We start from the raw sequence: 25,767 nt of genomic DNA, 5'->3' as shown, positions 1-25,767 counted from the left end.
ACCGCTCACACTCAGCCTCCACACCCCCTCAGACGCCACCCGCGCCCCAGGTGTTCGGCAAAGATCGCGAAGAGATGCCTCAGACGAAGTCGGTCGTGTCCAACTCGAACCCGAACGGCTCCGGGAGTGCCAGGCCGTTGCCGACAGTCACCTGATCGGTGCGCGCATAGTCCTCGCCGTCCGGCCTGCTGAACAGCGTCACCCGCTTCTCGTCGCGATCGACGAGAAGGTAGAGCGGGATCTCCGCACGCGCGTAGGCCTGCCGCTTGCCTTCGCGATCCGCTCTCGGTCTCGATGACGTCACCTCAACGACCATGGCGATTCCATCCGGTTCCGACCAGGAGTCGTCGTTGTCGTAGACATCAAGGTCGAGAGGCGCGAACGTCCCGTCCGGGATCACGTAGTTCGGCAGACCGCCGTCGCTGGGCAGGACGAGGCCCATGTTGCCGGAGAAGTCGAACGCGGTCGAACTGTGCAACATGACTTGGCGGATGATCCTGGCGATCGCCCGCTCGTGCCTACTACCGGGGGGTGGTGACACGACGATCTCTCCGTCGATCAGCTCGGCTCGGAGACCCTCGGGGGTATCGAGGGCGAGGAATCTGTCCAGGAGACCGCTGTCGCCCTGCGTTAGAGGCTCATCAACCATGACAGTCATGCTCTGCTCCCTTCCTCGCGCACGAGTCTACAAGCAGAGCGTCACCTTTCGAATGCAGATTGTAGTAACCGAGCCTGGCGCATCCAGCGTATGGGCCCATCGCCGGATCCACCAAAGGTGGCTGATCACGGTCGTCGGGGCGGCGTTAGAGTGAGGTCGTGGGCCCCTTGGCGGAAGACCCGTCGTCGCGGATCAGCGAAGACGATCGTGAGACGGCCGTGCGGCGCTTGCAGGAGGCCTATACCCAGGGGCACATCTCGCATGAGGAGATGGACGAGCTTCTCAATCGGGTGTTCGACGCCGGGACGCACGGCGAGCTGGTGACGGCGCTGGCCTCGCTCCCCGCGGAGAAGGCGCCCACCACGTCCACGATCGCCGCCGTCAGCGGGCGGATCCGGCGGCGCGGCGCATGGCGGGTGCCGCGGGTGCTGAAGGTCGAGTCCGCGTTCGGCCGGGTGCATCTGGACCTGTCCCGGGCTGTCATCGAGCATCCGGTGGTCGACATCGAGCTGCAGCTCACCACCGGCGAGGCGAAGATCACGGTGCCCCGCGACGCGGAGGTCGACGTCGAAGGTCTGCAGACCGTGTGGAAGGACTCGGCCTACACACCACCGCGGCGCTCCCGCCCCGGCGGGCCGAAGATCTTGATCTCCGGCACCATGGGCTTCGGACGCCTGAAGATCCGCCACGCGCGGCGCTGAGGGTCCTCACCGAGGGACGAGCCGGATCACCGGGTACCGCCGGTCGGACTTGCTCTGGTACTTCGCGATGCGCGGCTGTGCCGCGGCGATGCGCCGCCACGCCTGCTCGCGGTCCGCGCCCTCAAGCCGCTGCGGCGTCACGGGCACGGCGTCCTGCCCAGGCAGCTCGATCGCCGCCTGGTCGGGGTGCGCCATCAGGTTGACGTACCAGTCCGGGTGCTGGCTCCCGCCGCCGGACGCGACGATCAGCCGCGCGTCCTCCCCATCGGCGAACCACGCCACGGGCGTCTCGCGATGCCGCCCGCTCCGGCTCCCGACCGTGTTAAGGATCAGCACGTCCATCCCCATGAACCTCTTTCGGCCCCGCCGCACCTTGCGGTTCACGCGGGCGTTCATCCGCTGCTGCATCCACCGTGAGAAGGCTCCGGGCGTCCCGCTCCTACGCTCGCCCGCCTGCTGCTCCTGCGCCATGTCTACCTCCACCTTGTTCTCCATGGAGGCCACGCTAGGAGCGGCCCGCTCCCACCCGCTTCTCGATTCCTGACCGGTCCGCTTCCTCGACCGGCGCCAAGGGGCGACGCGGTGTCACATTGGCCGACGCTCGTTGACTCTGGCTCTGGATTGACAATTCTGGATAACAACTTCTTCGCCATCGAAGATGCAGATGGTGAAGGGAACGGGTGCCATGCGGTATGCGCAAAGTGATCTCGTACTGCGAAAGCACCGCTGGGCGGTGTGGGAGAAGCTGGCCGCCTTGACTGCGGCCGCGGCGGGCCTGGGTCTGACCCTTGCGCCCCTGTCCGTGCGGGCGGCCATCCTGGTTTCCCTCGTGGTGTGGGCGGTGACGGCCGTCCTGCTGGTGGAGAAAGGGCGTCGTGCCACAGGCGTCCGCCGAGGTCCTGTTCATACTCGACGCGCACGGCAACGCGCTCATCAAGGTGGACGGCGATGGCTTCGAAACCGGTGACCTCGACCGGTTCGTGGACGCGCTCGGGCTGCCTTGCAGCGGCCCCGGCCATGCCCTCAGCTGGGCCAAATTCGGCAGGATGTATCCCGGTCTGGTCCCGTGGGACAAGCGCCATAGCACGCTGCTCGCGATACTGCTCGTGTCAGTGTTCACCCTTCTACTCGTGGCCGCCATCACCTTCTTGAGCTCCACGGGAATCTTCCCGAGGCCCCCTGAGCCGAGCCCGTCATCACAATCTGAGCAGCGAAACAACTTCGGCTCGGCGCTTCACTACCCCGGCCGATATTAGGGACGAGCTTCACGACGATCCCGACCCTGGGCGCCCAGGCGCTCCCCCGGCGCCGGCCCTCGGAAAAGTGGGGCGCCGGGGCCGACGTCGGCGGTCTAGGCTGCTTTGCCGTGCAGGAGACACGCCTTGATACAGCTCGGATTCAGGCTGCTCGCCAGGTGATCGACCCCGTTTTTCTCGATACTCCGCTGTACGACTGCGAGGCGCTGGGGCGCGACCTCGGGTGCGCGGTGAGCGTCAAGCTCGAAACGGCGAACCCGGTCCGCAGTTTCAAGGGGCGCGGCACCGAGGTCGTCGCGAGCCGGCTTGCAGGCGGCGGCTCGCGTGCCGCGGTGTGCGCCAGTGCGGGCAACCTCGGCCAGGCCCTCGCCTGGTCCGGTCGCGGCCGGGGGCTCGACGTCGCCGTCGTGGCCTCCCGCTTCGCACCCGCGGCCAAGCTCGACCGCATCCGCGCGCTGGACGCCCATCTGGAGCTGGTGGACGGCGATTTCGAGATGGCTCGCGAGCGGGCTGCGGCCATCGCGCGGCACGACGGCATCCGGCTGGTCGAGGACAGCCTCGACATCGAGACCTGCGAGGGTGCGGCCACCATCGGCCTGGAGTTGGTGGACACCGCTCCGTCGTTCGACACCGTCCTGATCGCGCTCGGCGGCGGTGCGCTGGCCACCGGTGTGGGGCATGTGGTGAAGGCCCTCGCGCCCGATGTCGAGGTGGTCTGCGTCCAGCCGCTGGGGGCTCCGGCGATGACGCATTCCTGGCGGCAGCGGCGCGTCGTCACGACCGACTCGACCGACACCATCGCCGACGGCGTCGCCGGCCGGTTTCCCATCCAGGCCGTGCTGGACGACCTTCTGCTGGTCGCCGACGACGCCGTCCTGGTCGAGGAGGCGTCGATCATCGCCGGGATGCGGATGCTCCTCGGCCACGCGGGGCTCGTCGTCGAGCCGTCGGCCGCGCTCGGCATCGCGGCGATCCTCGAAGACCGCGACCGCTTCGCCGGCCGGCACGTCGTCACCATCGTGTGCGGCGGCAACGTCGACCTGGACGCCTACCACCGCTGGGTCGGCGCGCCCCCCACCCCCAGGTAGGCCGCTTAGGCGAATCTGGACGTGTCCAGCTCGATGTCGATGGGTTCCGCAAGAGGGAGGGTCTTGCCGAAGGGCACCCACTCGACCTTGTGGTAGTCGCCCTCCTTCGGCTCGCTGAACAGGCTCACCTTCTGTTCCCTGCGGTCTACTAGGAGGTAGAGCGGAATCTCCGCCCGCGCGTATCCACGTCGCTTGGCGTCTCGGTCCACTTCCGGCCTTGAGGAGGTCACCTCGACCACCATGGCCACGCCACCGGGCTCAACGGGCATCCAAGACTCAGCGTCGCGGAAGAGACCCGTCTCGGCGAGAGCGAACGTCGCGTCCGGAATCACGCGGTTGCCCGGCTGCCCACCATCACTGCTTGGCACGAGCAGACCCTTGTTGCCCGACCAGTGAAACCTGTGCGGGGAGTCCCGCACCACCTGCAGGCTGATCTCTGCGATGCACCACTCGTGCGCGCCTATGGGGGGTGGGGACACGACGATCTCTCCGTCGATCAGTTCGGCTCGGAAGCCCTCCGGGGTGTCGAGGGCGAGGAAACCTTCCAGGAGAACGTCGGCGTCCCCGTGCGACAGAGGCTCATGAACCATGACAGTCATGCTCTGCTCCTTTCCTCGCGAGCGAGTCTATGAGCAGAGCGCCACCCTTCGCATACAGATCGTAGTTGTCGAGCGTTACGCCCCCAGCGTACGGCCCTATGCGTCGGGTGGGGCAGATAGAACGGGCGCGAGTGGGCACGGTTTGTCTATGGATGAGCGAGATGCCAGGCGCGGGGACGTTCAGGAGCTCAGTGACTTCGAGCTGACCGTGTACGAGACCGTGGCGGAGATCGACAAGGAGCGGGGCGCGGCCGACTTCGAGACGATCGGGGCGCTCGTCGAGGCGCCCGAGGAGGATCTGTGGGCCGCGCTCGGGCATCTGGTGTCGATCAACCACCTCCACTCGACGAGCAAGGGGTACGTGCTCGGTCCGCACGACTGGGCGCCCTGATCGTCCCGGTGGATGGGAACGCGTGTGAGGCGGGCGCCGGGCGCGCGGCACGATGACCCGGTGAGCGCCGGACACGTGGGGGAGGCCGCCCGATGAGGCTCGTCGTCACCGAGGAGCAGCGGGAGCTGCGGGACGCGCTGCGGCGGTTCTTCGCCGACCGCTCCCCCGCCGCCGAGGTGCGGCGGCTGATGGAGACGGCCGAAGGCTACGACCCCAAGGTGTGGGCGCAGATGGCCGAGCAACTCGGCCTGCAGGGCCTCGCGATCGCCGAGGAGCACGGCGGCGCCGGGTTCGGGGTGCGCGAGCTGGCCGTGGTGTTCGAGGAGATGGGACGGGCCGCGGTGTGCGCGCCGTTCCTGGCGACGATCACGGCCGGGGCGGCGCTGGAGGCCGGGGACGGCGGGCACGACCTGCTGCCCGGGATCGCGGACGGGTCGGTCATCGCGACGCTGGCCGTGGCCGAGGACGGCGGATCGTGGGATCCCGGGGATGTGGAGACCACGTTCCAGGACGGGAAGTTGTGGGGGGCGAAGAACTTCGTCTTGGACGGCCACATCGCTGATCTTGTTCTGGTGGCGGCCAAGAGCGATGGCGGCGTGGGGATTTATGCCGTCGAAGACGTGGCCGCCCTTACCAGGGAGGTTCTGCCCACGCTCGACCAGACGCGGAAGCTGGCGCGGGTCGGGATGGACGGGGTCCCGGCGCGCAAGGTTGGCGGGCGGGACGCGCTGCTGCGGGCGCTCGACGTGGCGGCCGTCGTGCTGGCGGCCGAGGAGCTCGGCGGGGCCCAGAAGGCGCTCGACATGACCGTCGAGTACGTGAAGGTGCGGCGGCAGTTCGGGCGGCCGATCGGGTCCTTCCAGGCGATCAAGCACCGGTGCGCCGACATGTTCGTGCTCGTGGAGTCGGCGCGGTCGGCGGTGCTGAACGCGGCGGCCGCCGCCGACGAGGGCCCCGGGGAGCTGCCGGCCGCCGCCGCGCTGGCCAAGGCGTACTGCTCGGACGCCTACTTCCACACCGCCGGCGAGGCGATCCAGCTCCACGGCGGCATCGGGTTCACCTGGGAGCACGACGCGCACCTGTACTTCAAGCGGGCGCAGGGGTCGCGGCAGCTGTTCGGGGCGCCGGACCGCCACCGGGAGCGGCTCGCCGCGCTCGCCGGGATCACGGGTGCAGCCGCAGCCCCTTGAGGACCTTGTCCACGCCGTTCTTCGGGCCGTGGACCGCGAAACCGACGAGGGGCATGTCCTCGGCGGTGACCGCGCGGACGGTCTCCCGGTTGGCCTCGTCGTGGCCGGTCTTGAACATGTCCTCGATGTAGACGGCGATGTCCATCTCGCGGGCGAGGGCGCGGCCGTGGGCCTTCAGGATCGCCCCGGCGTCGGCCTCGTAGACCAGCACGGGCTGCCGGAACATCGCCAGGTACCGGTTGCCGGACGCGTCCTCGTACGGTTCGCCGATGACGCCGGGGACGCCGCCCGCGACGGCGCTGGCCAGGAACGCGGTGACGTTGAGCCGCTGCCAGGCGGCCAGGTCGTCCCGGACCACGATCCCGATCTTGGTGTCGAAACGCATGCCGTCCAAGGTGCCTCATGAGAGGCGCGCCGTCTTGAACGCTCGTGCGCCAGACTGGTCACGTGGACTGGAGCAGGTACTGGCGGTCGCCCGACCGCCCCCTGGAGGCGATGCACGCCCATTTCGAGCGGCACGTCTATCACCGGCACAGCCACGAGACGTACTCGTTCGGCGTGACCGAGGACGGCTATCAGGCGTTCCGGTGCCGGGGCGACGCCCACACCAGCGCGGCGGGGATGGTCATCGCGTTCAACCCGGACGATCCGCACGACGGTCATGCCGCCGACGAGCTGGGCTTCACGTACCGGATGGTGCACATCGGCCCGGAGCTGGTCTCCGCCGTCCTGGCCGACATCGCGGACGGCCCGGCCGGGCCGCCCCTGTTCGACTCGCCCGTCGTCCCGGATCCGGTCCTGGCGAAGAACCTGCGCGGCCTGCATCAAGCCCTGCTCGGGGCCGCGCCTGCCCTGCGGCGGGACGAGCTGCTGGCCGCGACCGTCGGGGCGATGGTCGACCGCGCCGCCACCCGGCGGGTGCGCGTTTCGGTGTCCGGCGGGTTCGTCGAGCGGGCCCGGCGGCGGCTCGAAGAGTCGTACCTGGACGACATCGGCGCCGACGAGCTGGCGGAGGCGGCGGGGTGCAGCCGGTTCGCGCTCTACCGGGGGTTCCGGCAGGCGTACGGGATGGGGCCGAGCGACTACCAGCGGCAGCTCCGCCTCCGTGCCGCGCGCCGCCTGCTCGCCGCCGGCGAGGCCATCGGGGACGTGGCCGCCCGCACGGGCTTCGCCGACCAGAGCCATCTGACGCGCTGGTTCGTGCGCTGCTACGGCATGACGCCGGGCTGCTTCCAGAGTGCCGCCTGAGGGAGAATGCCCGGTATGAAACGGGCGAGCGGGGCGATGTTCGGGCTGGCGTACGGGGACTCGCTGGGGGCGCCCACCGAGTTCCTGTCGATGAAGCAGATCCACAAGCGGTTCGGCGACCACGGGCCGACGCAGCTCAACGGCGATCCCGCGCTCGTCACCGACGACACGCAGATGACCCTCGCGGTGGGGCTGGGCCTCCTGGACGCCCTGGCCAACCCTCCGTTCACCCCGGATCTGATCACGCCGATGTGGCGGCGGCGCTTCGTCGACTGGCTGAACGACCCGGACAACACCCGGGCACCCGGCCACACCTGCATCCGGGCGTGCCAGGGCCTCGAAGCCGGACTGCCCTGGGTGAAGGCCACCGTGGCGGGCTCCAAGGGCTGCGGGGCCAACATGCGCGTCGCGCCGGTCGGGCTCGCGCCCGGCCTGACGGACGAGACGCGGGCGGGGGCGGCGCAGTTGCAGGCCGCCCTCACCCACGGGCACCCGACCGGGCTCGCGGCCAGCGAGCTGACCGCGTTCGCCGTCCGGTGGCTGGCCGACGGGATGGACCCGTCCGACCTGCCGGAGGCGCTCCGCGCCCGCTGCCACGACCAGCGCACGACCTACCACGAGCGCTGGCTCGGCACTCTCTGGCAGCGGCCGGGCACGGACGCCCCGGAGACCTTCGTCTCGCGCGGCTGGGACGAGTGCCTCGCCGTCCTCGACCGGCTCGACGAGGCCCTGGCGCGGGGCGACCGGACGTCCGACCCCTGCGAGATCACCGGCGGTGGCTGGATCGCCGAGGAGGCGCTCGCCACCGGCCTGCTGTGCTTCCTGCTGTTCCCGGACGAGCCGGTCGAGGCGATCTGGCGCGGCGCCGCCAGCTCCGGCGACTCCGACTCGATCGCCTGCCTGGCCGGCGCGTTCGCGGGGGCGCACCTCGGCATGGACGCCTGGCCCGCCGAATGGTCCGCCCGCATCGAGTACGCCGACCGGCTCGCCGCGATCGGCGCGGCCTGGGACTGACCTCGCGAGAGCACCGCTCTTGACGGCACCGCACCCTATGGCTAACCTCATTAGCCATAGGGCTACCAAAGATATAGGAGCGTGCGATGAGCGAGACCCGGTTCCTCGACCTGCCCGGTGGGCGTCTCGCCTACGACGACACCGGGGACGGCCCCCTGGTCGTCTGCCTGCCGTCGATGCTCGACCTCCGGTCGCAGTACCGGTTCCTCCGCCCGCTGCTACTGCAGGCGGGGTACCGGGTCGTGACCGTCGACCAGCGCGGGATGGGCGAGACGAGCGCGACGTGGCCCGAGTACGGCAGCACGCCGCTGGCCCACGACCTCATGGCGCTGCTGCGGCACCTGGACGCCGGGCCGGCGCTGGTCTACGGGTGCTCGAACGGCGCCGCGGCAGGCGTGTGGGTCGCGGCCGAGGCGCCGGAACTGGTCGGCGGGCTCGTGCTGGCGGCCCCGTTCGTCCGGGACGGCAAGGCCGGGTTCACGCAGAAGCTGACGATCGCGCTCGCGCGGATTCCCGGGCTGGCCGTGCCGCTCTACATGTCCTACTACCCGAAGTGGGAGCCGAAGCCGCCGGCCGACTTCGCCGAGCACGCGGCGAAGCTGAGGGCCAACTTCAAGGAGCCGGGCCGCGGCAAGGTCATCGCCGGCTACCTGAGCATGTCGCACGCCGAGTCCGAGGCGCGGCTCGACCGGGTCCAGGCGCCCGTGCTCGTCATCATGGGGACGGGCGACATCGACTGGCCCGACCCGGCCGCCGAGGCCCGCTGGGTCGCGCGCAGGCTGAACGGCGAGGTCGTCCTGCTGGACGGAGCCGGGCACCACCCGCACGTCGAGTACCCCGAGAAGGTCGCCGACGCCGTCACGGCCTTCCAGAAGAACCTCTAGGACGCCGACCAGCCCGTCCAGGCGTCGATCGTGATCGCTATGACCGGGCCCTCGGGCGGGCGCTCGCGGTACTGGGCGTAGCGGTCCGCCAGGAGCCGGACGGGCCCGGCCATTCCCGCGCCGTCCTCGACGATGTGGGCGTGGCCGTCGACGCGGACCCACCAGAGCCGCTCCCAGTCGTCCTCGTAGTGGTCGGCCAGCAGCGCGACGCGGGGGTTGGCGCGGATGTTCGCGAGCCGCCGCAGATCCCGCGTGCTCTTGGGCTTGTGGTCGACGGCCGTGTAGACGGCGCCCCGGTGGACGGCGAACGTCACGGGGACGAGGTGCGGCCGCGCGTCCTCCCCCACGGTCGCCAGCCGGACGACGGGAACCGTCGTCAGCAGGCGGCGCGCCTCGTCCGGCGCAAGCTTCGGCACACCCTCAGCCTGCCATGCCCGCTCCCCCGGCAGGAGTACGCGGATCACCCCCTGGCGGGAGGCCGGGCGGGGCGGGTCCCGGCGAGGGTCGTCCCATGGAGTCGATCGTCAGGCACTGGCCGCGCTGGGCCGGCTACGCGGCGGGCGCGTGGTCGACGGGCGCGGTGGCGGTGGCCCTCTACTGGGCGTGCGGCGGGGAGGCCGGGAACCCGCTGGACGGCGCGCGGCCGGCGGCGTGGGCGATCGCCGCGTGCCTGGGGGCCGGCGGGATCATGGCGGTGTCGACCGTCCGGGACGTCGGGCGGCACATGCCGCGCTGGTGGCCGCTCGCCGGGCTCTGGGGCGCGTTCGCCGTGGCGGGGGCCGGGACCTTCGGGTTCGTCATGAACGCGCTGCAGCTCGCCTTCACGGGGACGGTCGACGACTGGCCGGAGTTCGGCGTCGAAATCCTCTGCGCGGCGGGCGCGGCGCTGCTGGCGGGCGCGGCCCTGGCCTACCAGCGGCGGACGGCGGGGGCGTGCGCGCGCTGCGGCCGGGTCCATGCCGACACGGGCACGGTACGCAGGCCCGCGCCCGTGTCGGCTCCGCCGCGCGGAGTGCGGTGGGCGGCCTACGCCGGGACGCTCGCCTTCGTCCCCTACGTCGTGATGAAGACGACGTGGGCGTTCGGGGGCTCGTTCGCCGGGATCGAGGGTGAACGGGTCGTCGCCGAGTTCGAGCGCAACGGCGCGTCCGGGCTGGTCCTGACGCTGGAGAAGTACGGGCTGGACTTCACCACGCTCTCGGCGGCGCTGGGGATAGTCCTCCTGTTCGGGCTCACGCGCGGGTGGGGGCAGGTCTTCCCCCGGTGGACGCCGTTCGCGGGACGCGGGGTGCCGCGCTGGCTGCCGCTCGCGCCGGCCTGGCTCGGCGCCCTCACGCTCGGCCCGTACGGCGTCGTGGGGACGGTCGGGTACCTGCTGCCGCCCGTCGTCGGGCTGGGCGACCTCCCCGACGACCCGCTCCTGCACGGCTGGTCCGGCTGGACGGTCGCGGCGTGCGGGATCGTCGCGTTCGCCGTCTACGGGACGGCGCTGGGCGTCGCGGCGTGGTCGTACCAGCGCCGCACCCGCCCGCGGTGCGTCAGTCCTGGAAGTCCGGCGGCCGGTGCTCCTTCCGGGCCTTGATCGCCTCCTCGAAGTTGTGGGTGGTGAGCCGGACGTACAGCTGGGCCAGGCCCTCCTGGCCCATGTGGGCGTCCAGGCTCGCGGCGTCCAGGCTCGACCACAGCATCCGCTTCGTCAGCTCGGTGCCGGGACGGCTGAACCCGGCGATCCGCTCGGCCAGCTCGTAGCTCGCGTCGAGGAGCTTGTCGCCGGGGACGACGCGCGACAGCAGCCCGACGCGCTCGGCCTCGGCGGCGTCGACGTCCCGCCCGGACAGCATCATCTCGAACGCGCGGGAGGCGCCGATGGCGCGCGGCAGCAGGTAGCTGAGGCCGAGCTCGCTCGCGGTCAGCCCGTTGTTGATCCCGGCGGCGCGGAACAGCGCGGTGTCCGAGCCGAGCCGGATGTCGGCGGCCAGGGACAGGCACAGGCCGCCGCCGATCGCCGGGCCGTTGACCGCCGCGATCACCGGCTGGTGGACGCGGCGCATCGCGCGGATCACGTCGTCCAGCAGCTCCATGGAGCGGAGCGCGATGGTCGGGAGCGTCAGCCCGTCGATGCCGGGGATGTGACCGGGGTTCTCCAGGTCCGCCCCGGAGCAGAACCCGCGCCCCGCGCCGGTGATGACGACGACGCGGGTCCCGTTGTCGCGGCCGACCTCCTCCAGCGCCTCGCGGAACGGGACCATGACGTCGAACGCCATGGCGTTCATGCGCTCGGGCCGGTTGAGGGTGATGAGCGTGACGTCCGGCCGCGGCTTGTCGATCAGGACGAAGGGCACTGCGGGGCCTCCCAAGGTCACCTAGCAAGCGCTAGGTTACACGCGCGGGAAGTCCGGCGGCGCGAGCCCCCGCTCGACCACCCTCGCCAGCTCCCCCTCGGTCAGGACGCGCGGCTCGCCGATCGTCCTGGCCCGGACGTACACGCCGCAGAGCCACTCCAGCAGGCGCGCGTTCTCGAAGGCCTCGTCGAGGTCGCGGCCGATCGTGACGCCGCCGTGGTTGGCCATCAGCGCGGCGCGCTTGCCGCCCGCCATGGCCGCCCGGACGTTCTCCGCCAGCTCGGGCGTCCCGTAGGTGGCGTACTCGGCGACCTTCACCACGCCGCCGAGCAGCAGCGTGTTGTAGTGGATCGGCGGCAGCTCGGACATCGTCGTCGCCACGACGGCGCCGTAGGTCGAGTGCGTGTGCACGATCGCGGCGGCCGGCGTCGCCGCGTAGAGCGCGAGGTGCATGGGGGTCTCCGACGACGGCGCCCGCTCCCCCTCCGCGAGCCGCGACTCCAGGGTCACCACCGGGCAGTCGGCGGGCTCCATCCGGTCGAGCATCATCCCGCCCGGCGTGACGGCGACCAGGTCCCCCGAGCGGACGCTGATGTTGCCCGACGCGCCCGTCACCAGACCGGTATCGGCCAGCCTGCGGCCGATCGCGCACAGCTCGGCCCGCTCGTCCTCCAGCAGCATGCGAATACCTCTCACATCTCACGGTTCCCACCGCGTACGCTACGGCCCTGACGATCACGAAGGGGCCGGTCATGACCGTTGTCACTCTGGGCGCGCACATCCTGGACGTCCTCGCCCGTCCCGTGCAGGGCATCCCGGACGGGCAGGACACCGTCGTGGTGGACCAGATCCGGGTGACCGCCGCGGGCGCCGCCGCCGGGACCGCCGTCGCCCTCGCCCGGCTCGGCAACGAGGTGATCTCGGTCGGCGCCATCGGCGACGACGACCTCGGCGACCTGCTGGTCACGATCATGCGGCGCGACGGCGTGGACGTGTCCGGGCTCGTCCGGCGGACGGCCGACCAGACCAGCGCGTCCGTGCTGCCGATCCGGCCGGACGGCGGGCGGCCGAGCTTCCACGTCCCCGGCGCGAACCTGACCCTCACCCCCGGCGCGGTCGGGCCGGGCCTGCTCGGCGCGGCGGACGTGGTGCACCTCGGCGGTCCCGACGTCACGTTCGGCCTCAACGACCCGGCGTTCTTCGACATGCTCGCCGCCGCCCGCGAGTCCGGCACCGTCGTGACGATGGACCTGCTGTCCAACATGCCCGACCTGCTGACCGGCGCCGCCGCGTTCCTCCCGTACGTCGACCACGTCCTGCCCAACGAGGAGCAGGCGGCGGCGCTGACGGGCGAGGACGACCCAGAGAAGGCCGCGGCCGCGCTCCTCGGGCAGGGGCCGAGCACGGTCGTCGTCACGCTCGGCGCGGACGGGAGCCTCGTCGCCACCGCCGAGGGCGTGCACCGGCTGCCCGTCCTGCCCGTGGAGGTCGTCGACACCACCGGGTGCGGCGACGCGTACTGCGCCGGGTTCATCACCGGCCTCACGCACGGCAGGGACGTCCTGGAGTCGGCGCGCTGGGGCACCGCGGCGGCGGCGACCGTCGCCCGGGGCCTCGGCTCGGACGCGTGCCTCACCGACCTGGACGCGGTCCTCGCCCTGCTGAGCTAGATCTTCTGCTTCTCGTCCTTCCAGTAGGGATCGCGCAGGAGCCGCTTGTAGAGCTTGCCGGTCGGCGTCCTCGGCATCCGGTCGACGAAGTCGATCGAGCGCGGAGCCTTGTACCCGGCCAGCGAGGCGCGGACGTGCGCGATCAGCTCGGCGGCGAGCCCGTCCGAGGGGGCGGCGCCGTCGCCGAGCTCGACGGCCGCCTTCACCTGCTCGCCGAACTCCTCGTCCGGGACGCCGAACACCGCCACGTCCCGGACGGCCGGATGAGTGATCAGCACGCCCTCGATCTCCGCCGGGTAGATGTTCACCCCGCCGCTGATGATCATGTCGATGACGCGGTCGGACAGGAAGAGGTAGCCGTCCTCGTCCAGGTAGCCGACGTCGCCGGTGGTGAACAGCCCGTCCTCGCGGTGCACCGAGCGGGTCTTCTCCTCGTCCCCCCAGTACTCGACGTCGTCGCCGCTGGTGTAGCGGAAGTAGATCTGGCCGCGCTCCCCCGGCGCGGCGGGCTCGCCGTCCTCCCGCAGGACGTGCACCTCGGTCGTGGGCAGCGGGCGGCCGACGCTGCCGGGCTTCTCCAGCCACTCCCGCGCCGTGATGACGCTGTTCACCGACGCCTCGGTGGAGCCGTAGTACTCCGAGACGATCGGGCCGAACCAGTCGATCATCTGCCGCTTGACCTCGGGCGGGCAGGGCGCGGCGCCGTGCCAGACGACCGCCAGGCTGGAGCCGTTGAAGGCGGCGCGGGTCTCCTCGTCCAGGCGCAGCAGCCGGACGAACTGCGTCGGGACCAGATGGACGTTCGTGACGGCGTGCCCGTCGATGAGCGCGAGCGTCTCGGCCGGGTCGAAGCTCCGCCGGATCACCACCGACCGTCCCCGCAGCAGGAACATGAACGACCACAGCCACTGCGCCGAGTGGTACACGGGCCCGACGAGCAGCGACCTGCCGTCCGGCGGGATCCCCAGCACATCGGCGAACACGTCGCCGATCAGCGCCGCCGTCTCGATCGAGGCACCGACGCCCAGCATCTTGCGGCTGACGCCCTTCGGCCGGCCGGTGGTGCCCGAGGTGTAGAACATCGGGAAGCCCATGACCGGGTCGGTGATCTCTTCCCGCGCACCCGCCCCGAGGAACTCCTCGTACGGGGTGAAGCCCTCGACCGCGCCGCCGAACGCGACACGCCCGGCGAGGCCGAGCCCCTCGGACGCCTCCCGTGCCACGTCTCCGAACGCGTCCTCGGTGAACAGCACCCGCGCGCCCGCGTCCTCCAGGACGTAGCGCAGCTCGTCGGCCGTCCAGTGCCAGTTGACCATGACGTACCGGAGCCCGACGTGCGTCGCCGCGCACATCAGCTCGAAGTACTCGCGCCGGTTGCCGGAGTGGATCGCGATCGCGTCGCCGGTGCCGAGGCCCAGGCCGCGCAGCGCGCCCGCCAGCCGGTCGGTCCTCGCGTCCAGCTCCCGCCATGACGTGGCCCCGCGCTCGTCGGTGATCGCGGGTTCGTCCGGCCTGGCTTCGGCGTACGGGGCGAGCAGAACGGCCATCGGCCACCTCCAGGAACGCGACAACGCCCAGGATGCGACTCTAGATCGGGACCGTCGTGACCACCAGGTCAGAAGAGCGGCCGGTCCGCGTAGAGGACCGCGTCCGCCGCGCCGGCGAGCTGCTCCAGCCGGAACACCTCCGTCCGGTGGAACGGCGGGGCGCCCGTCCGGGCGACGACCAGCGCGAGGCTGCCCTTGGCGAGCGGGCACAGCGCGTACCGCGTGCCGTCCGGCGCGGTGAACGCGCGCGGCCGCAGCGGCAGCAGCCCCGGCAGGCCGGTGCCGGGGACGCCGCCGGCGCTGACGTGCACCAGCACCGCCCCGCCCTCCCCTTCCAGCTCGGCGAGCCCCGCCCAGTCCGCGCTCAGGATCGCCGGGACGGCGTCGGCGAGGATCCGCGCGCCGTGCTCCGGGACCGCCGCGACCTGCCCGATCACGGCCGCGTCGGGGAAGGCGCCCTGCGGCTCGACGGTCGGCCAGATGCCGACGACCTCCACACCGGGCACCGAGCCGAGCCCCTCGGCGAGCCGGTCGGTCGCCGCGCCGGCGGGCCACACGACGGTGAAGTCGTCCATCGCCCGGCCGTTGTCACGTTCCAGCACCGCCATCTGGACGACGTCCGCGCCCGCCGCGCCCAGCGTCCGGGCGACCTGGCCGAGCGATCCGGGACGGTCCGGCAGGCGCACCCGTATCCGCAGCAGCATCGCCACCTCCAGTCTCCGTGCCAGGCCCCCAGCCTCCGCGACGGGCGTTTCCACGGTGTTACCGCGAGGTCTCGTCCTGAGAAAACGGCACGGGAGGTCGGTGCTGGAATGGCGGGTACAGGTCAAACTAGAGTCCGGTGAAGGTCATCGAATGGCCTGTCGCCTCCTGCCGTCCAGCATTAAGGTAACTGCACGTGTCGAGGGACGGGGAACCCCCAGTCAACGAGGACTCCCGAGCCGAGCCGGGACCGGCGCCCGAGGGCGGCGCTGGACCGGCGCCCGCGGGCGGTGCCGGCGCGGACTTCCGCGCCGAGGTGCGGGAGGCGCTCGCCGGGCTGGCGGCGCGGCTCGACCGCGAGCACGAGCGCGCGGCGCACCGGGAGGCCGTCATCGACCGGCTGCACGAGGAGAACCAGCGGCTCCGCCGCGGGGAACTGGAGGCGATGCTGGAGCCGGTCCGCTCCGCGCTGTACCGGCTGCACGACCAGGCGCGCCGGGAGTCCGACCGGCTCCGCGCGCCCGAGCGGACCGATCCGCCCGACCCGCGGCAGACGGCGCTGCTGCTGGCCGCCGTCGCCGACGACGTCGCCGACGCGCTCGCGCGCCTCGGCGTGGACCGCTTCACGGTCGAGCCGGGCGCCCCCTACGACGCGTCCCGGCACCGCCCGGTCGCGGTCACGCCCGTCGACGACCCGCTGCGCGACGGCACGGTCACCGGCGTCCGGGCGGACGGGTTCGAGCAGGGCGGGAAGGTGCTGCGCAAAGCGGCGGTCAGCGTCGGGCGCCTCGGCGGGAGACCGGACGGCGAGGACGGGAAGGCGGCCGGGGGGAACGGGTCCGGCGCCGCCGCCGCGACGGGCCGCGCCGGCGGCGGGGCGGGCGGCACGGTGAACACCGGACAGACGACGAACAGCGGGTGAGGGACATGGCCGTCTACGGGATCGACCTGGGAACCACGTACTCCTGCATCGCCTCCATCGACGACGTGGGGCGTCCGGCGGTCCTGCGGAACCTGGAGGGCACCGACACCACGCCGTCCGTCGTGTTCTTCGAGAGCGGCGAGAACGTCATCGTCGGCGCGACCGCCAAGGACACCGCGGTCCTGGAGCCCGACAACGTCGTCAGCCTGATCAAGCGGGACATGGGCCGGGACGTGACGCGCCCCATCCACGGGATCGACTTCACCCCCGAGGAGGTGTCGGCGTTCATCCTGCTGAAGCTCGCGACGGACGCGCGCACCACCACGGGCGAGGACGCCCGGGACGTCGTCATCACCGTCCCCGCCTACTTCGGCGCGGCCGAGCGGGACGCCACCCGCAAGGCCGGGCGGATCGCCGGGCTGAACGTCATCGACATCGTGTCCGAGCCGATCGCCGCCGCGATCACCTACGGCGTCCTCAACCCCGAGCAGGACCGCACGATCCTGGTCTACGACCTCGGCGGCGGGACGTTCGACACCACCGTCATCGCGCTGCGCGACGGCCACATCGAGGTCGTGTGCACCGATGGCGACCACGAGCTCGGAGGCGCCGACTGGGACGCGCGGCTCGTCGAGCACCTGGCCGAGCGGTTCCGCGCCGAGCACCCGGACGCGGGCGACCCGCTCGACGACAAGCAGACCGAGCAGCAGCTCCGCCGCGACGCCGAGGACGCCAAGAAGGCGCTCACCACCCGCACCGCGCACACCGTCCGGGTGATGCACGGCGGGCGGGTCGCGGCCGTCGAGGTGACGCGGGAGAAGCTGGAGGAGCTGACCAAGGACCTCCTCGACCGCACCGTCGAGATCACCGGCCGGACGCTGTCCACGGCGGCGGACAAGGGCGTGGAGGACTACGACGACCTCGTCCTGGTCGGCGGGTCGACCAAGATGCCGGTCGTCGCGGCCCGGCTGGAGACCGAGCTCGGCCTCGCGCCCCGCCTGCAGGACCCCGACCTCGCGGTCGCGAAGGGCGCGGCGCTGTACGCGTTCGAGGAGACCTACCGGCGGCTCGTCCGGGAGGGCGCCGCCGAGCGCGCCGAGGAGATGGCGACCCGGGCCGGGCTGTCGGCCGAGCAGCAGCGGCAGATCGCCGGGCGGCAGATCAAGACCGTCGCCTCGCACGCGTTCGGGATCGTCGTCGTCGACCGGGAGACCGGCGCCGAGAACGTCGCGCACCTGGTGCACGCCAACGACGAGCTGCCCGCCGCGAAGACCGAGGACTTCTTCACCGTCTACGACGACCAGACGTCCGCCGACATCCGGGTGATGGAGCAGGCGGGGGTGGTGGAGTCCACCGACCTGATCGACAACACCGAGATCGCGACCGGGGAGATCCGCGTCCCGCCGGGCAAGAAGGCGGGCTGGCCGATCGGGGTCACGTTCGCGCTGGACTCCTCCGGACTGCTGAACGTCATGGCCGTGGAGAAGGAGACCGGCGAGCGGCTGGAGCTGAAGGTGGACGTCGGCGGCATGTCCGAGGAGGAGGTCGAGCGGTCCCGCAAGGCCCTGTCCCGGGTCCAGGTCAGCTAGCGGCCCGCCGACCCCTGGAGGCGCCCGTGGCGTTCGACGACGACTACCGGCGGGAGGTGCTGGAGCCCGCGCGGGCCGCGGGCGACCAGCCCCCCGAGGACCTGCGCGTCCGCTACGCGCTCCACGAGCTCACCGGGGAAGACGTCGCGGCGCGGGTGAAGCAGGTCCGGCAGTGCTGGCGGCGGGCGCGCGGGCAGCTGAAGTACCGCAAGCTGATCGACCGGCTGGAGGCCGAGCACCGCGAGCTGGCCCCGCTGTTCTCCGCCGCCGAGCGCGGCGACCTGCGGCCGCTGGAGGCGCGGCTGCGCGGCGGCCGGGAGCGCGGCGAGCGGCGCCGCGGCCGGGCCCGCGCCCGGCTCGCCGACGCGGCCGGGGCGCTGCGGATGGCGGCGCCCGCCGAGCTGGAGGCCATCGCCCGCACCGCGGGCGTCACCCGCGCCGAGCTGGCCGAGCTGGCCGCCGCCGACCGCATCGAGATCCGCGACCCGGACCCGCTGCCGACCGCCGCGCCCTACCCGGCGTTCCGCAAGGTGCAGGAGTCGCTCGACGTCCTCGGCAGGCGGCACCTCGCCGACTTCGTGTTCGGGACGCGGCTGACCGGCCCGATCCGGCTGCTGGACGGCTTCGCCGAGCCCGGCGGGACCCTGCGCCTGGACAAGGACGCGGTGGCGGCGGCCGGCGCCGAGTGGGCGCGCCGCAGCCGCGACACCAGCACCACGCACGCCGACACGATCCTGGCGGCGCTGCGGTCGGGGGCCGAGCCGGCGGACCTGCTGCTGTTCGACGTGGCCGACCGGCTCCGCGAGCGGCTGCGGCAGCGGGCGTCCGAGCGCGCCCTGCTCCAGTACGCGGTCGAGGACCTCGGCGTCGAGCAGGGCGACGCGCGCCGCCTGGTGTTCGCCGTCGTCCGCGAGACCGGGCCGGGCGGCGGCCTCGCGGGACGGCTCCGCGCCCTGCTGGACGCCGGCGACGTGTACGCCGCGTCCGAGCTGGCCGACGCCGCGCAGGTGCCGCACCCGGCACCCGGCACCGAGCCCCCGGAGGAGGAGGTCCTCGCCGCCGAGGCCCGGCACCGCCTCGACACCGCGCTGCGCCTCCGCGAGGCCGCCACCGCCGAGGCCGACCCCGACCGCGCGTTCCGCCTCCTGTCCGACGCGCTCCGCCTCGTCCGCGACCTTCCCGGTGCCGAGGCGCACCGGCGCCGCCTCCCGCCACGTCCCGTCCCCGCCCTGCACGCCGACATCGACCCCGGCACGGGCGGTGACGGCCGCGCGTCGGTGCGGCTGTCGTGGGAGCGGTCGCCGTCCACCGCGGGCGAGGTGCTCTACCACGTCGTGCGGCGGACGGGGCGGGCCCCGCGCGACGTCCGGGACGGGGACGCGATCGGCGGGGCGCTCGACGAGCGGCCGCCGGTGAACGCGCCCGTGTGCTACGCGGTGTTCGCGATGCGCGGAGACGCCGCCGCCCCTCCCGCCGTGGCCGGGCCGCTGACCGTGCGGCCGGAGCCCGCCGAGGTCGAGCTGCTGCCCGGGGACGGGCAGGTGACGGGGCGCTGGCGGTGCCCGGCGGAGGCGGCGCGGGTCGTCGTCGTCCGCGATGGGCAGGCCGTCGCGGCCGGCCGGGACGGGTTCCGGGAGCGCGTCCCGAACGGGCGGACCCACCACTACCGGATCTGCGCCGTCTACCTCGACCCGTCCGGGCGGGAGGTCACGACGGACGGCGTGCGGGCGTCGGCCACCCCCAGCGCGCCGCCCGAGCCCGTGTACGAGCTGAGCGCCGAGACCGATCCCTCCGACCCCGGACTGGTGCGGGCCCGCTTCGACCCGCCCGGCCACGGGACGGTCGAGCTGGTGCTGTCGGACGGCCCGCCGCCGTGGCCGCGCAGCGCGCTCGTCCCCCTGGAGGAGGTGCGGCGGGAGACGCGCCGGCTCGCGGGCACGCCGGCATCCGGCGGACTGGCGGTCCGGCCCGGGAGGGGCGGGTGGCTGCTCGCGGTGACCGTGGCGGAGGGCACCGCCGCCATCGGCGCCCACCACCGGCACGTGAACCTGCCGCCGCCGCGCCGGCTGGTCGCCGAGCGGCGCGGCGCCTACGTGCACGTCGGGTTCGACTGGCCGCCCGACGTCGCCGAGGTCGACGTCGTCTACCGGATCGGCGGCGGGCCCCGGCACGGCGCGGGTCCGCCCTCCAGCGAGGCCGTGACCCGCGCCGCCTACGACACCCAGGGCGGGGTGCGGCTCGCGGTGCCCGAGGACGAGCCGGTCGAGCTGTCGGTCGCGGCGGCCGGGACCGTGGGCGGCGCCCGGGTGACCGGCCCGCCGGTGATGGCGGAGGTCGCCGCGCGCACCATCGTCCGGTACGACGTGCTGCGGTCGGGGCCGCCATGGCGGAAGACCCTGACGGTCCGGCTCACCTCGCCCCACCCGCTGCGGGTGGCGCGGCTGTCGCTGGTCCTGCGCACCGGGAAGGTGATGCCGCACCGCGCCGCCGACGGCGAGACGCTCGGCGTGTGGGAGCAGGTGCCCGTGCCGGGCGAGCTGTCGCTGGACGCGCCGGACGCGCGCGCGCCCTACTGGCTGCGCTGCTTCGCCGACGACGACGTCGTCGAGCTGAGCGATCCGCCCGTCCGCCGGCTGCGGGTCCGATGATGGCGGGACCGCTGGCCCGGGCGGGGATCCCCGGCGTGCCGTCCAGGCAGGGCATCACCTGCCCGTACTGCTTCGCGTCGGTCGCGCCGCAGCGCATCCTGTTCCGGTGCCGCGGGCGGGCCGGGCGGCGGCAGGGGTGCGCGCCCGTCCTCGACGAGAAGCTGGCCGAGTACACCGGGTCCACCGCGGGCGCGTCGCTGCCGCCGGTGTTCGCCGCGTCCGGGCGCAAGGGCCGGGCCGGCTGCCCGGAGTGCGGGGTGCCGACGGGGAACCGGGCCTGCCCGGAATGCCACAACCCGCTCCCGGCCGCGTACTGCGACTCCCCCGGCCGGATCGTCGCGCTCGTCGGCGCGAAGAACGCCGGCAAGAGCACCTACATCGCCGTCCTGCTGCACGAGCTGATGAACCGGGTCGGGACGGAGCTGGACGCCTCGCTCGTCGCGTGCGACGACCGGACGATCGAGCGGTACAAGCGCGACTTCGCCCGGCCGCTGCTGGAGGAGCGGCGGCTGCTGCCGACGACGGCGAGCGCCGCGACCGGGCCGCGCGAGCCGCTGGTGTACCTGCTCACCAGGACGCGGCGGGGGCGCTTCTCCCGCCCGCGCAACGACTCGCTGGCGCTCGTGCTGTTCGACACCGCGGGCGAGGACCTGCGCAGCCGGGAGGCCACCGACCTGCACCTGCGGTACCTGGAGGCCGCCGACGCGATCATCTTCCTGGTCGACCCGCTGGAGCTGCCGGGCGCGCGGACGCAGGTCCGCGACACCGTCCCCGGGCCGCCCGCGGCCGGCGAGGACCCGGGCAGCGAGCCGCTGAACATCATCGCCCGCGTCACCGAGACGCTCCGGCAGCGGCGCGGCACCCGGCCGGGCGAGCCGCTGCCCGTCCCGGTGGCGGTCGCGCTCACCAAGATCGACGTGCTGCGGCCGGCGCTGCTGGCGCAGTCGGCGCTGCACCGGTCGCGGTCCGGGCAGGGCGTCCTCGACCTGGACGACAGGGACGCGGTGCACGAGCAGGTCCGCGCGCTGCTGCACGACTGGCAGGCCGGGCAGCTGGACACCTACCTCGGGCAGCAGTACGCCGACCACGCGCTGTTCGGGCTGTCGGCGCTCGGCGGCGTCCCGGAGGAGGGACGGGTCGGCGCGGGCGGCGTCCGCCCGTACCGGGCCGAGGATCCGCTGCTGTGGCTCCTGCACCGGTTCGGGATGCTCGACGGCGTCCGTCCCGGAGGCGGGTAGCCGTGGCGTGGCAGCTGCACTACACCTCCGCCCGGCGGGGACCGACGGGGCGGGCCGGGTTCCAGTTCGTCGCCGAGACGCCCGGCCTGCCGGACGGGGTGCGGGCCGGGGTGACGCCCCATCTGTCGTACCGCCCGCCGCCGGACGCGCCGCCGGCCCCCCGCGACGCCGAGCTCGACAGGTTCCCCGTCGCGTTCCTGTACGACCGGGTGGACGGCCGGCCGCTGCTGCTGCGCTGCCGCTACCTGGGCCGCGACTACTCGGGCCGCTACGGCAACTTCTTCGCCCACGCGGTCGTCGCCGAGCCCGCCGAGCTGGAGGGCCTGCGGCCCGCCGAGCTCTGGCACGCCCCGCTGTGGGCGCCCGGGCCCGCGCAGGACGACCGGCTCGCGGAGCTGGAGGAGCTGACTCCGGACGACACGCTGGCCCCCGAGGCGCTGGCCCGCTGGCTCGCCTCGTCCGGCCCGGACGCTCCGCACCGCACGCTCGCCCTTCTCATCGACGCCGCCGTGAAGGTCCTGGAGCAGGGGCACGGCCGCCTCGTCCTCATCGCGGACCATGTCGAGACGATCGCCCGCTGGATCGCGCTGATCACCTATTCGCTGCCGGTGGACACGGCGGCGCGGCTGACCTTCACCACCTACTCCGCCGACCCGGACGCCGCGGCGCAGAGCCTGGTGGGCACGACCACCGGGGTCTGGTCCGCCACGCGCACCCAGGCCAGGGACACGTCCGCCGTCAACGTCGAGTACGGCTTCGGCGAGTTCGGTACGGAGCCGTCCCTCTTCGGCCGCATCGTCGCCGCCTGCTGGCGGCGCGCCGACTTCGCGGGCCTCGACTGCCTGGGCGAACTGGCCCTTCTCGACCCGGACGAGGGCGGGCCGGCGGCGCTGGAGCGGGCCGCGGCCCTGGTGGCGCTCGGCCGCCGGTACGAGGGGCTCACGGCCGCCGAGGAGGACGCCGCGGCGGTGCTGCTGTCCCGGCGCCCGGACGACGTCCCGGAGTGGCTGTGGGAGGAGCTGGCCCCCAGTGTCCCGGTCCTGCGGATGTCCCTGCTGCTGGCCTTCCACGACCGGGCGCGGCGCACCCGGGACGTACTCCTCGCGCGGCGGTGCGCATGGCGTTTCACGGAGCTGGCCCTGAGAGAGCCGGCGCTGCGCCACCTGCTGCCGGACGACCTCGTGGAGGTCGCGGGCGAGACGCCCGGCGAGGAGTCGCCCGTGACGTCCGCGCTCGCGGCGGCCGGCACGCTGCCCGAGATCGCGGGCGTGGCGGCGGTCGCCGCGCTGACCGGCGTCCGCGTCGCCCCCGCCGAGGTGACCCGCGCCGCGGCGAACGCCGTGCCCTGCGCGGGCCCCGAGCTGAAGACCGCGATCGACGCCTGCCCGGGGGCGCTGCGGGGCCCGCTGATGGAGGGGGTGGTCACCGGCCTCGCGCGCCGGGCCGCCGCCGACGGCCCCGGCGACCTCCATGACCCGGACGTCTGCGACCTGCTGTACGACCACGCCGGGGGACTCGGATCCGAACCGGACGTCGCGATCCCCGTCCTCGCCTCGGTCGGGCGGCGGCGTCCGGACCGCCGGATCGCGGTCACCCGCGTGCTGCTGACCGCCGGAGCGCCGCCCTCCAGGATCGAACCCGCGCTCGCGGAGGTGTGGGCAGGACCGCCCACGGCGGGTGAATGCCTGCGTCTCCTCGAAGCCCATGCGGCGGAGTTCGCCTCGTCCCGGGCGCTCGCCGGCCTCCCGTCCCGGACGTTCGGGGAGCTCGCCCACCACCCCGGCACCGAGCTCGGCGAGCTCCCCGCGCTCCGCCTCGCCGCCCGGGTGCGGGAACTGCTCCCGGACGGCGCCGCCGCGCGGGACGCGGCGGTGGTCCAGGCGTACGCGGAGGCGCTCGCGGCCGGGCGGGGCGAGCAGGCCGCGCGGGCGCTCGCCGTCCTCGCCGACCCGGGAGAGGCGACCGCCCGGGTGGCGGACGGCGCGTTCGCCGGCGCCGTGCGGAGCCTGACCGCACGCCCGCCGCATTTCCGGTCCGCCCTCCTCGCCGCCCTCCCCGAGGCCGCCCGCGCCCGCGTGGGGGAACGCTGGATCACCGGCCTGGGCGAACGGGCCCGCGCGGGACGCAGCCCGCTGCGCCCCTCCGAGGTCGCGGAGCGCAACGACCTGGTCGAGGTCGTGCTGCGGATGCGGCGCGGCGGCGCCCGCGAGCCGGGCCTGGAGCGGTGGGCCGCCGCGGCGTCCGCCGGGTGGCTGGCGGCCCGGCAGATCGACTCCCATCTCGCGGGCTCGCCCGGCCTGCGCGAGGAGCTGCGCACCCTGCGGGCAGAGGGGGCGTGAGCGCGTGCACCCCGTGATCGTGCTGCTGCTGATCGTCGTGTGGCTGGCCGCCATGTGGCTGGGGTTCATGTACCTGTTCCCCATTCTGTTCGCCGCGACGCTGGTCGTCGCCGGGGCGGCCGCGCTCGGCCTCTACTACCTGCACGCGTGCCGGACGCTCGCGCCGTCCACGCTGGACGGCCCGTCCCCGGTCGCCGCCCCCGACATCGCCTACCGGCACTACCTGCTCGGCCAGGTGTGGCGCGACTGGTGGACGATCAGCCGCACCGTCGTCCCGCAGGTGTACCGGACGGCCAGGGGCGTCGTGCTGAGGCTGACGCGGACGCTGCTCGGCGGCCCGTGGGGCTTCTTCGTCTTCCCCGCCTGGCTGGCGCTGTGCGCGGGCATCGCCGCGGCGGCCGTGCCCGCCTCGGTGTTCGTGCTGGCGCTGACCGTCCTGTACGGGCTGGTCGCCGCGCTCGGCCTCGCCGTGTGGCTCGGGTGCGTGCTCGTCCTCGCGGCGGTGGAGCGCGGCTTCATGATGTACGGGCGCATCCTGCAGACGTGCCCGCACCCCTTCTGCTACGAGCGCATCGGCCTGCCCGAGTACGAGTGCCCCGGCTGCGGGGCCCGGCACCCGCACCTCGCGCCCGGAGCGGGGGGCGCCTTCCGGCACGTGTGCCGCTGCGGCGCGCGGCTGCCCACGACCGTCCCGCTCGGGCGCTTCCGGCTGGCCGCGTACTGCCCGCACTGCGGCGGTCGCCTGCCCGAGCGGATCGGGCGCGTCCGCGTGGAGCCGCTGCCGTTCGTCGGCGGCCCGGCCGCGGGGAAGACGACGTTCATGGTCCTCGGCATCCGCGCCCTGCACGCGCGGGCCCGCGCCGTGCACGGGCGCCTGGCGTTCGTCGAGCAGCGGCACGCGCAGGCGTACGCGGGCGCGATCCGCGAGTTCGAGCGCGGCGGGCGGCTCGCCAAGACCGGGCCGGAGCTCCCCCTCGCGACCATGGTGGACGTGGAGCTGCCGGGGCGGGCCCGGCGGATCCTCTACCTGTTCGACCCCGCCGGGGAGCACTACACCGGCGCCACGGAGGTCAGGTCGCTGCGCTACCTGGACCACAGCGAGGCGCTGCTGTTCATCGTCGACCCGCTCGCGCTCCCCCAGCTGCGCCGGACGCTGACCGGGGACGAGCGCGCGTTCGTCGACGAGGCCGCCGCGTCGTCGGAGGAGGACCCCGCCGACACCCTGCAGCGGGTGCTGAACGAGCTCCGCTCCCGCCCCGACCAGGGGCGGCAGAAGCGCGTCGCCGTGATCGTCACCAAGACCGACCTGCTGACCCGCACCGGGATCGGCCGCGGCCTGGACGACACCGACCTGCGCGAATGGCTCGGGCGCGTCGGGCTCGGCAACACCGTCCGCGCCCTCGACCAGGTCGCCGCCCAGGTGCGGTACTTCGCGTCCGGCCTCGGCACCGAGCCCGCCGGCGTCGCCGACCTGCTCGGCTGGGTGACCGGGCTGCCCGCGGCCGGGGCGTCCAACGGCGACCGGCCGCTCACCGACGCCCCGCAGGAGCTGCCGGGGACGGCGCCGCTGCGCGCCCCCTGGCCGGTGCGCGGCCGCGGCTCGGGCCGCGTGCCCGTCGGCTACCAGGCCGGGCGGTGGGCCGTCCTCGCGGGGGTGTCGGTCCTCACCATCGCCACGGTGACCGGCGCGGTCGTCGCCGCGGCGGAGCGCTTCCCGTTCTAGACACCTACAGGGTTGTGT

Annotated in this window: 25 protein-coding genes; 16 read left to right on the top strand and 9 right to left on the bottom strand. The window is 73.6% G+C overall.

Translation table 11 applies throughout. The annotated features are described in order from the left end of the window. Positions 1-79 precede the first annotated feature (79 nt). Positions 80-658, bottom strand: a complete 579-nt coding sequence (locus BM339_RS08565) for a Uma2 family endonuclease (RefSeq protein ID WP_075020441.1) — start codon at positions 656-658, stop codon at positions 80-82. A gap of 158 nt (positions 659-816) precedes the next feature. On the opposite strand from BM339_RS08565, the gene BM339_RS08560 reads away from it, so the two are divergent. Next, a complete protein-coding gene (locus BM339_RS08560; protein WP_075020440.1) occupies positions 817-1,359 on the top strand; it encodes a DUF1707 SHOCT-like domain-containing protein in 543 nt (180 codons plus the stop codon). A gap of 6 nt (positions 1,360-1,365) precedes the next feature. Here BM339_RS08560 and BM339_RS08555 read toward each other — a convergent pair whose 3' ends face one another. After that, positions 1,366-1,854 carry a nitroreductase family deazaflavin-dependent oxidoreductase gene (locus BM339_RS08555; RefSeq protein WP_256255269.1) on the bottom strand — a complete coding sequence of 163 codons (489 nt, stop codon included), beginning with the start codon at positions 1,852-1,854 and terminating at the stop codon, positions 1,366-1,368. 380 nt (positions 1,855-2,234) lie between these two features. Between BM339_RS08555 and BM339_RS08550 the strand changes: the two genes are divergently transcribed. Continuing rightward, the gene (locus tag BM339_RS08550) at positions 2,235-2,615 is read left to right on the top strand and encodes a hypothetical protein (protein WP_075020439.1); all 381 of its coding nucleotides are present in this window, start codon (positions 2,235-2,237) and stop codon (positions 2,613-2,615) included. 158 nt (positions 2,616-2,773) lie between these two features. Next, complete coding sequence (locus BM339_RS08545; protein ID WP_218163598.1) at positions 2,774-3,703, top strand: threonine ammonia-lyase; 930 nt, start codon at positions 2,774-2,776, stop codon at positions 3,701-3,703. A gap of 5 nt (positions 3,704-3,708) precedes the next feature. On the opposite strand, the gene BM339_RS08540 is transcribed toward BM339_RS08545, so the two are convergent. Next, positions 3,709-4,302: a Uma2 family endonuclease gene (locus tag BM339_RS08540; protein ID WP_218163597.1), complete on the bottom strand. Its 594-nt coding sequence runs from the start codon at positions 4,300-4,302 to the stop codon at positions 3,709-3,711. 148 nt (positions 4,303-4,450) lie between these two features. On the opposite strand from BM339_RS08540, the gene BM339_RS08535 reads away from it, so the two are divergent. Both BM339_RS08535 and BM339_RS08530 read left to right on the top strand, forming a co-directional pair. Beyond that, positions 4,451-4,693 (top strand): Rossmann-fold NAD(P)-binding domain-containing protein, encoded by a 243-nt coding sequence (locus BM339_RS08535; protein ID WP_021592600.1) that lies wholly within the window; start codon positions 4,451-4,453, stop codon positions 4,691-4,693. Between the two features lie 92 nt (positions 4,694-4,785). Then, the gene (locus BM339_RS08530; protein WP_075020437.1) at positions 4,786-5,883 is read left to right on the top strand and encodes an acyl-CoA dehydrogenase family protein; all 1,098 of its coding nucleotides are present in this window, start codon (positions 4,786-4,788) and stop codon (positions 5,881-5,883) included. On the opposite strand, the gene BM339_RS08525 is transcribed toward BM339_RS08530, so the two are convergent. Continuing rightward, positions 5,858-6,268 carry a DUF2000 domain-containing protein gene (locus tag BM339_RS08525; RefSeq protein ID WP_021592598.1) on the bottom strand — a complete coding sequence of 137 codons (411 nt, stop codon included), beginning with the start codon at positions 6,266-6,268 and terminating at the stop codon, positions 5,858-5,860. The genes BM339_RS08530 and BM339_RS08525 overlap by 26 nt on opposite strands. 62 nt (positions 6,269-6,330) lie before the next feature. Between BM339_RS08525 and BM339_RS08520 the strand changes: the two genes are divergently transcribed. The 3 genes from BM339_RS08520 (at position 6,331) to BM339_RS08510 (ending at position 9,029) form a co-directional block, all read left to right on the top strand. Further along, positions 6,331-7,131 carry an AraC family transcriptional regulator gene (locus BM339_RS08520; protein WP_256255268.1) on the top strand — a complete coding sequence of 267 codons (801 nt, stop codon included), beginning with the start codon at positions 6,331-6,333 and terminating at the stop codon, positions 7,129-7,131. A 15-nt stretch (positions 7,132-7,146) separates the two neighbouring features. After that, positions 7,147-8,145 carry an ADP-ribosylglycohydrolase family protein gene (locus BM339_RS08515; protein WP_021592596.1) on the top strand — a complete coding sequence of 333 codons (999 nt, stop codon included), beginning with the start codon at positions 7,147-7,149 and terminating at the stop codon, positions 8,143-8,145. An 86-nt stretch (positions 8,146-8,231) separates the two neighbouring features. Further along, positions 8,232-9,029, top strand: a complete 798-nt coding sequence (locus tag BM339_RS08510) for an alpha/beta fold hydrolase (RefSeq protein WP_021592595.1) — start codon at positions 8,232-8,234, stop codon at positions 9,027-9,029. Here BM339_RS08510 and BM339_RS08505 read toward each other — a convergent pair. Beyond that, the gene (locus BM339_RS08505; protein ID WP_021592594.1) at positions 9,026-9,445 is read right to left on the bottom strand and encodes a TIGR03668 family PPOX class F420-dependent oxidoreductase; all 420 of its coding nucleotides are present in this window, start codon (positions 9,443-9,445) and stop codon (positions 9,026-9,028) included. The two genes, BM339_RS08510 and BM339_RS08505, sit on opposite strands and share 4 nt — an antisense overlap. 95 nt (positions 9,446-9,540) lie before the next feature. On the opposite strand from BM339_RS08505, the gene BM339_RS50620 reads away from it, so the two are divergent. Continuing rightward, positions 9,541-10,611, top strand: a complete 1,071-nt coding sequence (locus tag BM339_RS50620) for a hypothetical protein (protein WP_218163596.1) — start codon at positions 9,541-9,543, stop codon at positions 10,609-10,611. Here the strand turns inward: BM339_RS50620 and BM339_RS08495 are convergent. Then, positions 10,568-11,371, bottom strand: coding sequence for an enoyl-CoA hydratase (locus tag BM339_RS08495; RefSeq protein ID WP_021592592.1), 804 nt, complete (start codon positions 11,369-11,371; stop codon positions 10,568-10,570). The two genes, BM339_RS50620 and BM339_RS08495, sit on opposite strands and share 44 nt — an antisense overlap. 36 nt (positions 11,372-11,407) lie before the next feature. Then, positions 11,408-12,052: a class II aldolase/adducin family protein gene (locus BM339_RS08490; RefSeq protein ID WP_075020436.1), complete on the bottom strand. Its 645-nt coding sequence runs from the start codon at positions 12,050-12,052 to the stop codon at positions 11,408-11,410. Positions 12,053-12,123: 71 nt separating this feature from the next. Here BM339_RS08490 and BM339_RS08485 point away from each other — a divergent pair, with 71 nt between their 5' ends. Then, positions 12,124-13,041 carry a carbohydrate kinase family protein gene (locus BM339_RS08485; protein WP_075020435.1) on the top strand — a complete coding sequence of 306 codons (918 nt, stop codon included), beginning with the start codon at positions 12,124-12,126 and terminating at the stop codon, positions 13,039-13,041. On the opposite strand, the gene BM339_RS08480 is transcribed toward BM339_RS08485, so the two are convergent. Both BM339_RS08480 and BM339_RS08475 read right to left on the bottom strand, forming a co-directional pair. Next, positions 13,038-14,588 (bottom strand): AMP-binding protein, encoded by a 1,551-nt coding sequence (locus BM339_RS08480; protein ID WP_075020434.1) that lies wholly within the window; start codon positions 14,586-14,588, stop codon positions 13,038-13,040. The two genes, BM339_RS08485 and BM339_RS08480, sit on opposite strands and share 4 nt — an antisense overlap. 68 nt (positions 14,589-14,656) lie before the next feature. Then, positions 14,657-15,292: an ACT domain-containing protein gene (locus BM339_RS08475; protein WP_021592588.1), complete on the bottom strand. Its 636-nt coding sequence runs from the start codon at positions 15,290-15,292 to the stop codon at positions 14,657-14,659. A 194-nt stretch (positions 15,293-15,486) separates the two neighbouring features. Here BM339_RS08475 and grpE point away from each other — a divergent pair, with 194 nt between their 5' ends. The 6 genes from grpE to BM339_RS08445 are packed head-to-tail and all read left to right on the top strand — an operon-like array spanning position 15,487 to position 25,749. Then, the gene (gene grpE, locus BM339_RS08470; RefSeq protein ID WP_024934719.1) at positions 15,487-16,212 is read left to right on the top strand and encodes a nucleotide exchange factor GrpE; all 726 of its coding nucleotides are present in this window, start codon (positions 15,487-15,489) and stop codon (positions 16,210-16,212) included. A 5-nt stretch (positions 16,213-16,217) separates the two neighbouring features. Beyond that, positions 16,218-17,801, top strand: coding sequence for an Hsp70 family protein (locus BM339_RS08465; protein WP_021600389.1), 1,584 nt, complete (start codon positions 16,218-16,220; stop codon positions 17,799-17,801). A 26-nt stretch (positions 17,802-17,827) separates the two neighbouring features. Next, on the top strand, positions 17,828-20,449 hold the full coding sequence (locus BM339_RS08460; RefSeq protein ID WP_075020433.1) for a SaeA-related protein: 2,622 nt from the start codon (positions 17,828-17,830) through the stop codon (positions 20,447-20,449). A 35-nt stretch (positions 20,450-20,484) separates the two neighbouring features. Next, positions 20,485-21,687: a TRAFAC clade GTPase domain-containing protein gene (locus tag BM339_RS08455; RefSeq protein ID WP_256255267.1), complete on the top strand. Its 1,203-nt coding sequence runs from the start codon at positions 20,485-20,487 to the stop codon at positions 21,685-21,687. A gap of 2 nt (positions 21,688-21,689) precedes the next feature. Beyond that, positions 21,690-24,026, top strand: a complete 2,337-nt coding sequence (locus BM339_RS49700) for a GAP1-N2 domain-containing protein (RefSeq protein ID WP_075020431.1) — start codon at positions 21,690-21,692, stop codon at positions 24,024-24,026. Positions 24,027-24,030: 4 nt separating this feature from the next. Beyond that, positions 24,031-25,749, top strand: coding sequence for a TRAFAC clade GTPase domain-containing protein (locus BM339_RS08445; RefSeq protein ID WP_075020430.1), 1,719 nt, complete (start codon positions 24,031-24,033; stop codon positions 25,747-25,749). Positions 25,750-25,767: the final 18 nt, after the last annotated feature.

Source organism: Actinomadura madurae, from assembly GCF_900115095.1.
Lineage (GTDB): Bacteria > Actinomycetota > Actinomycetes > Streptosporangiales > Streptosporangiaceae > Spirillospora > Spirillospora madurae.
Note: the sequence above shows the minus strand (reverse complement) of the source record. Positions and strands in the feature narration are given on the sequence as shown.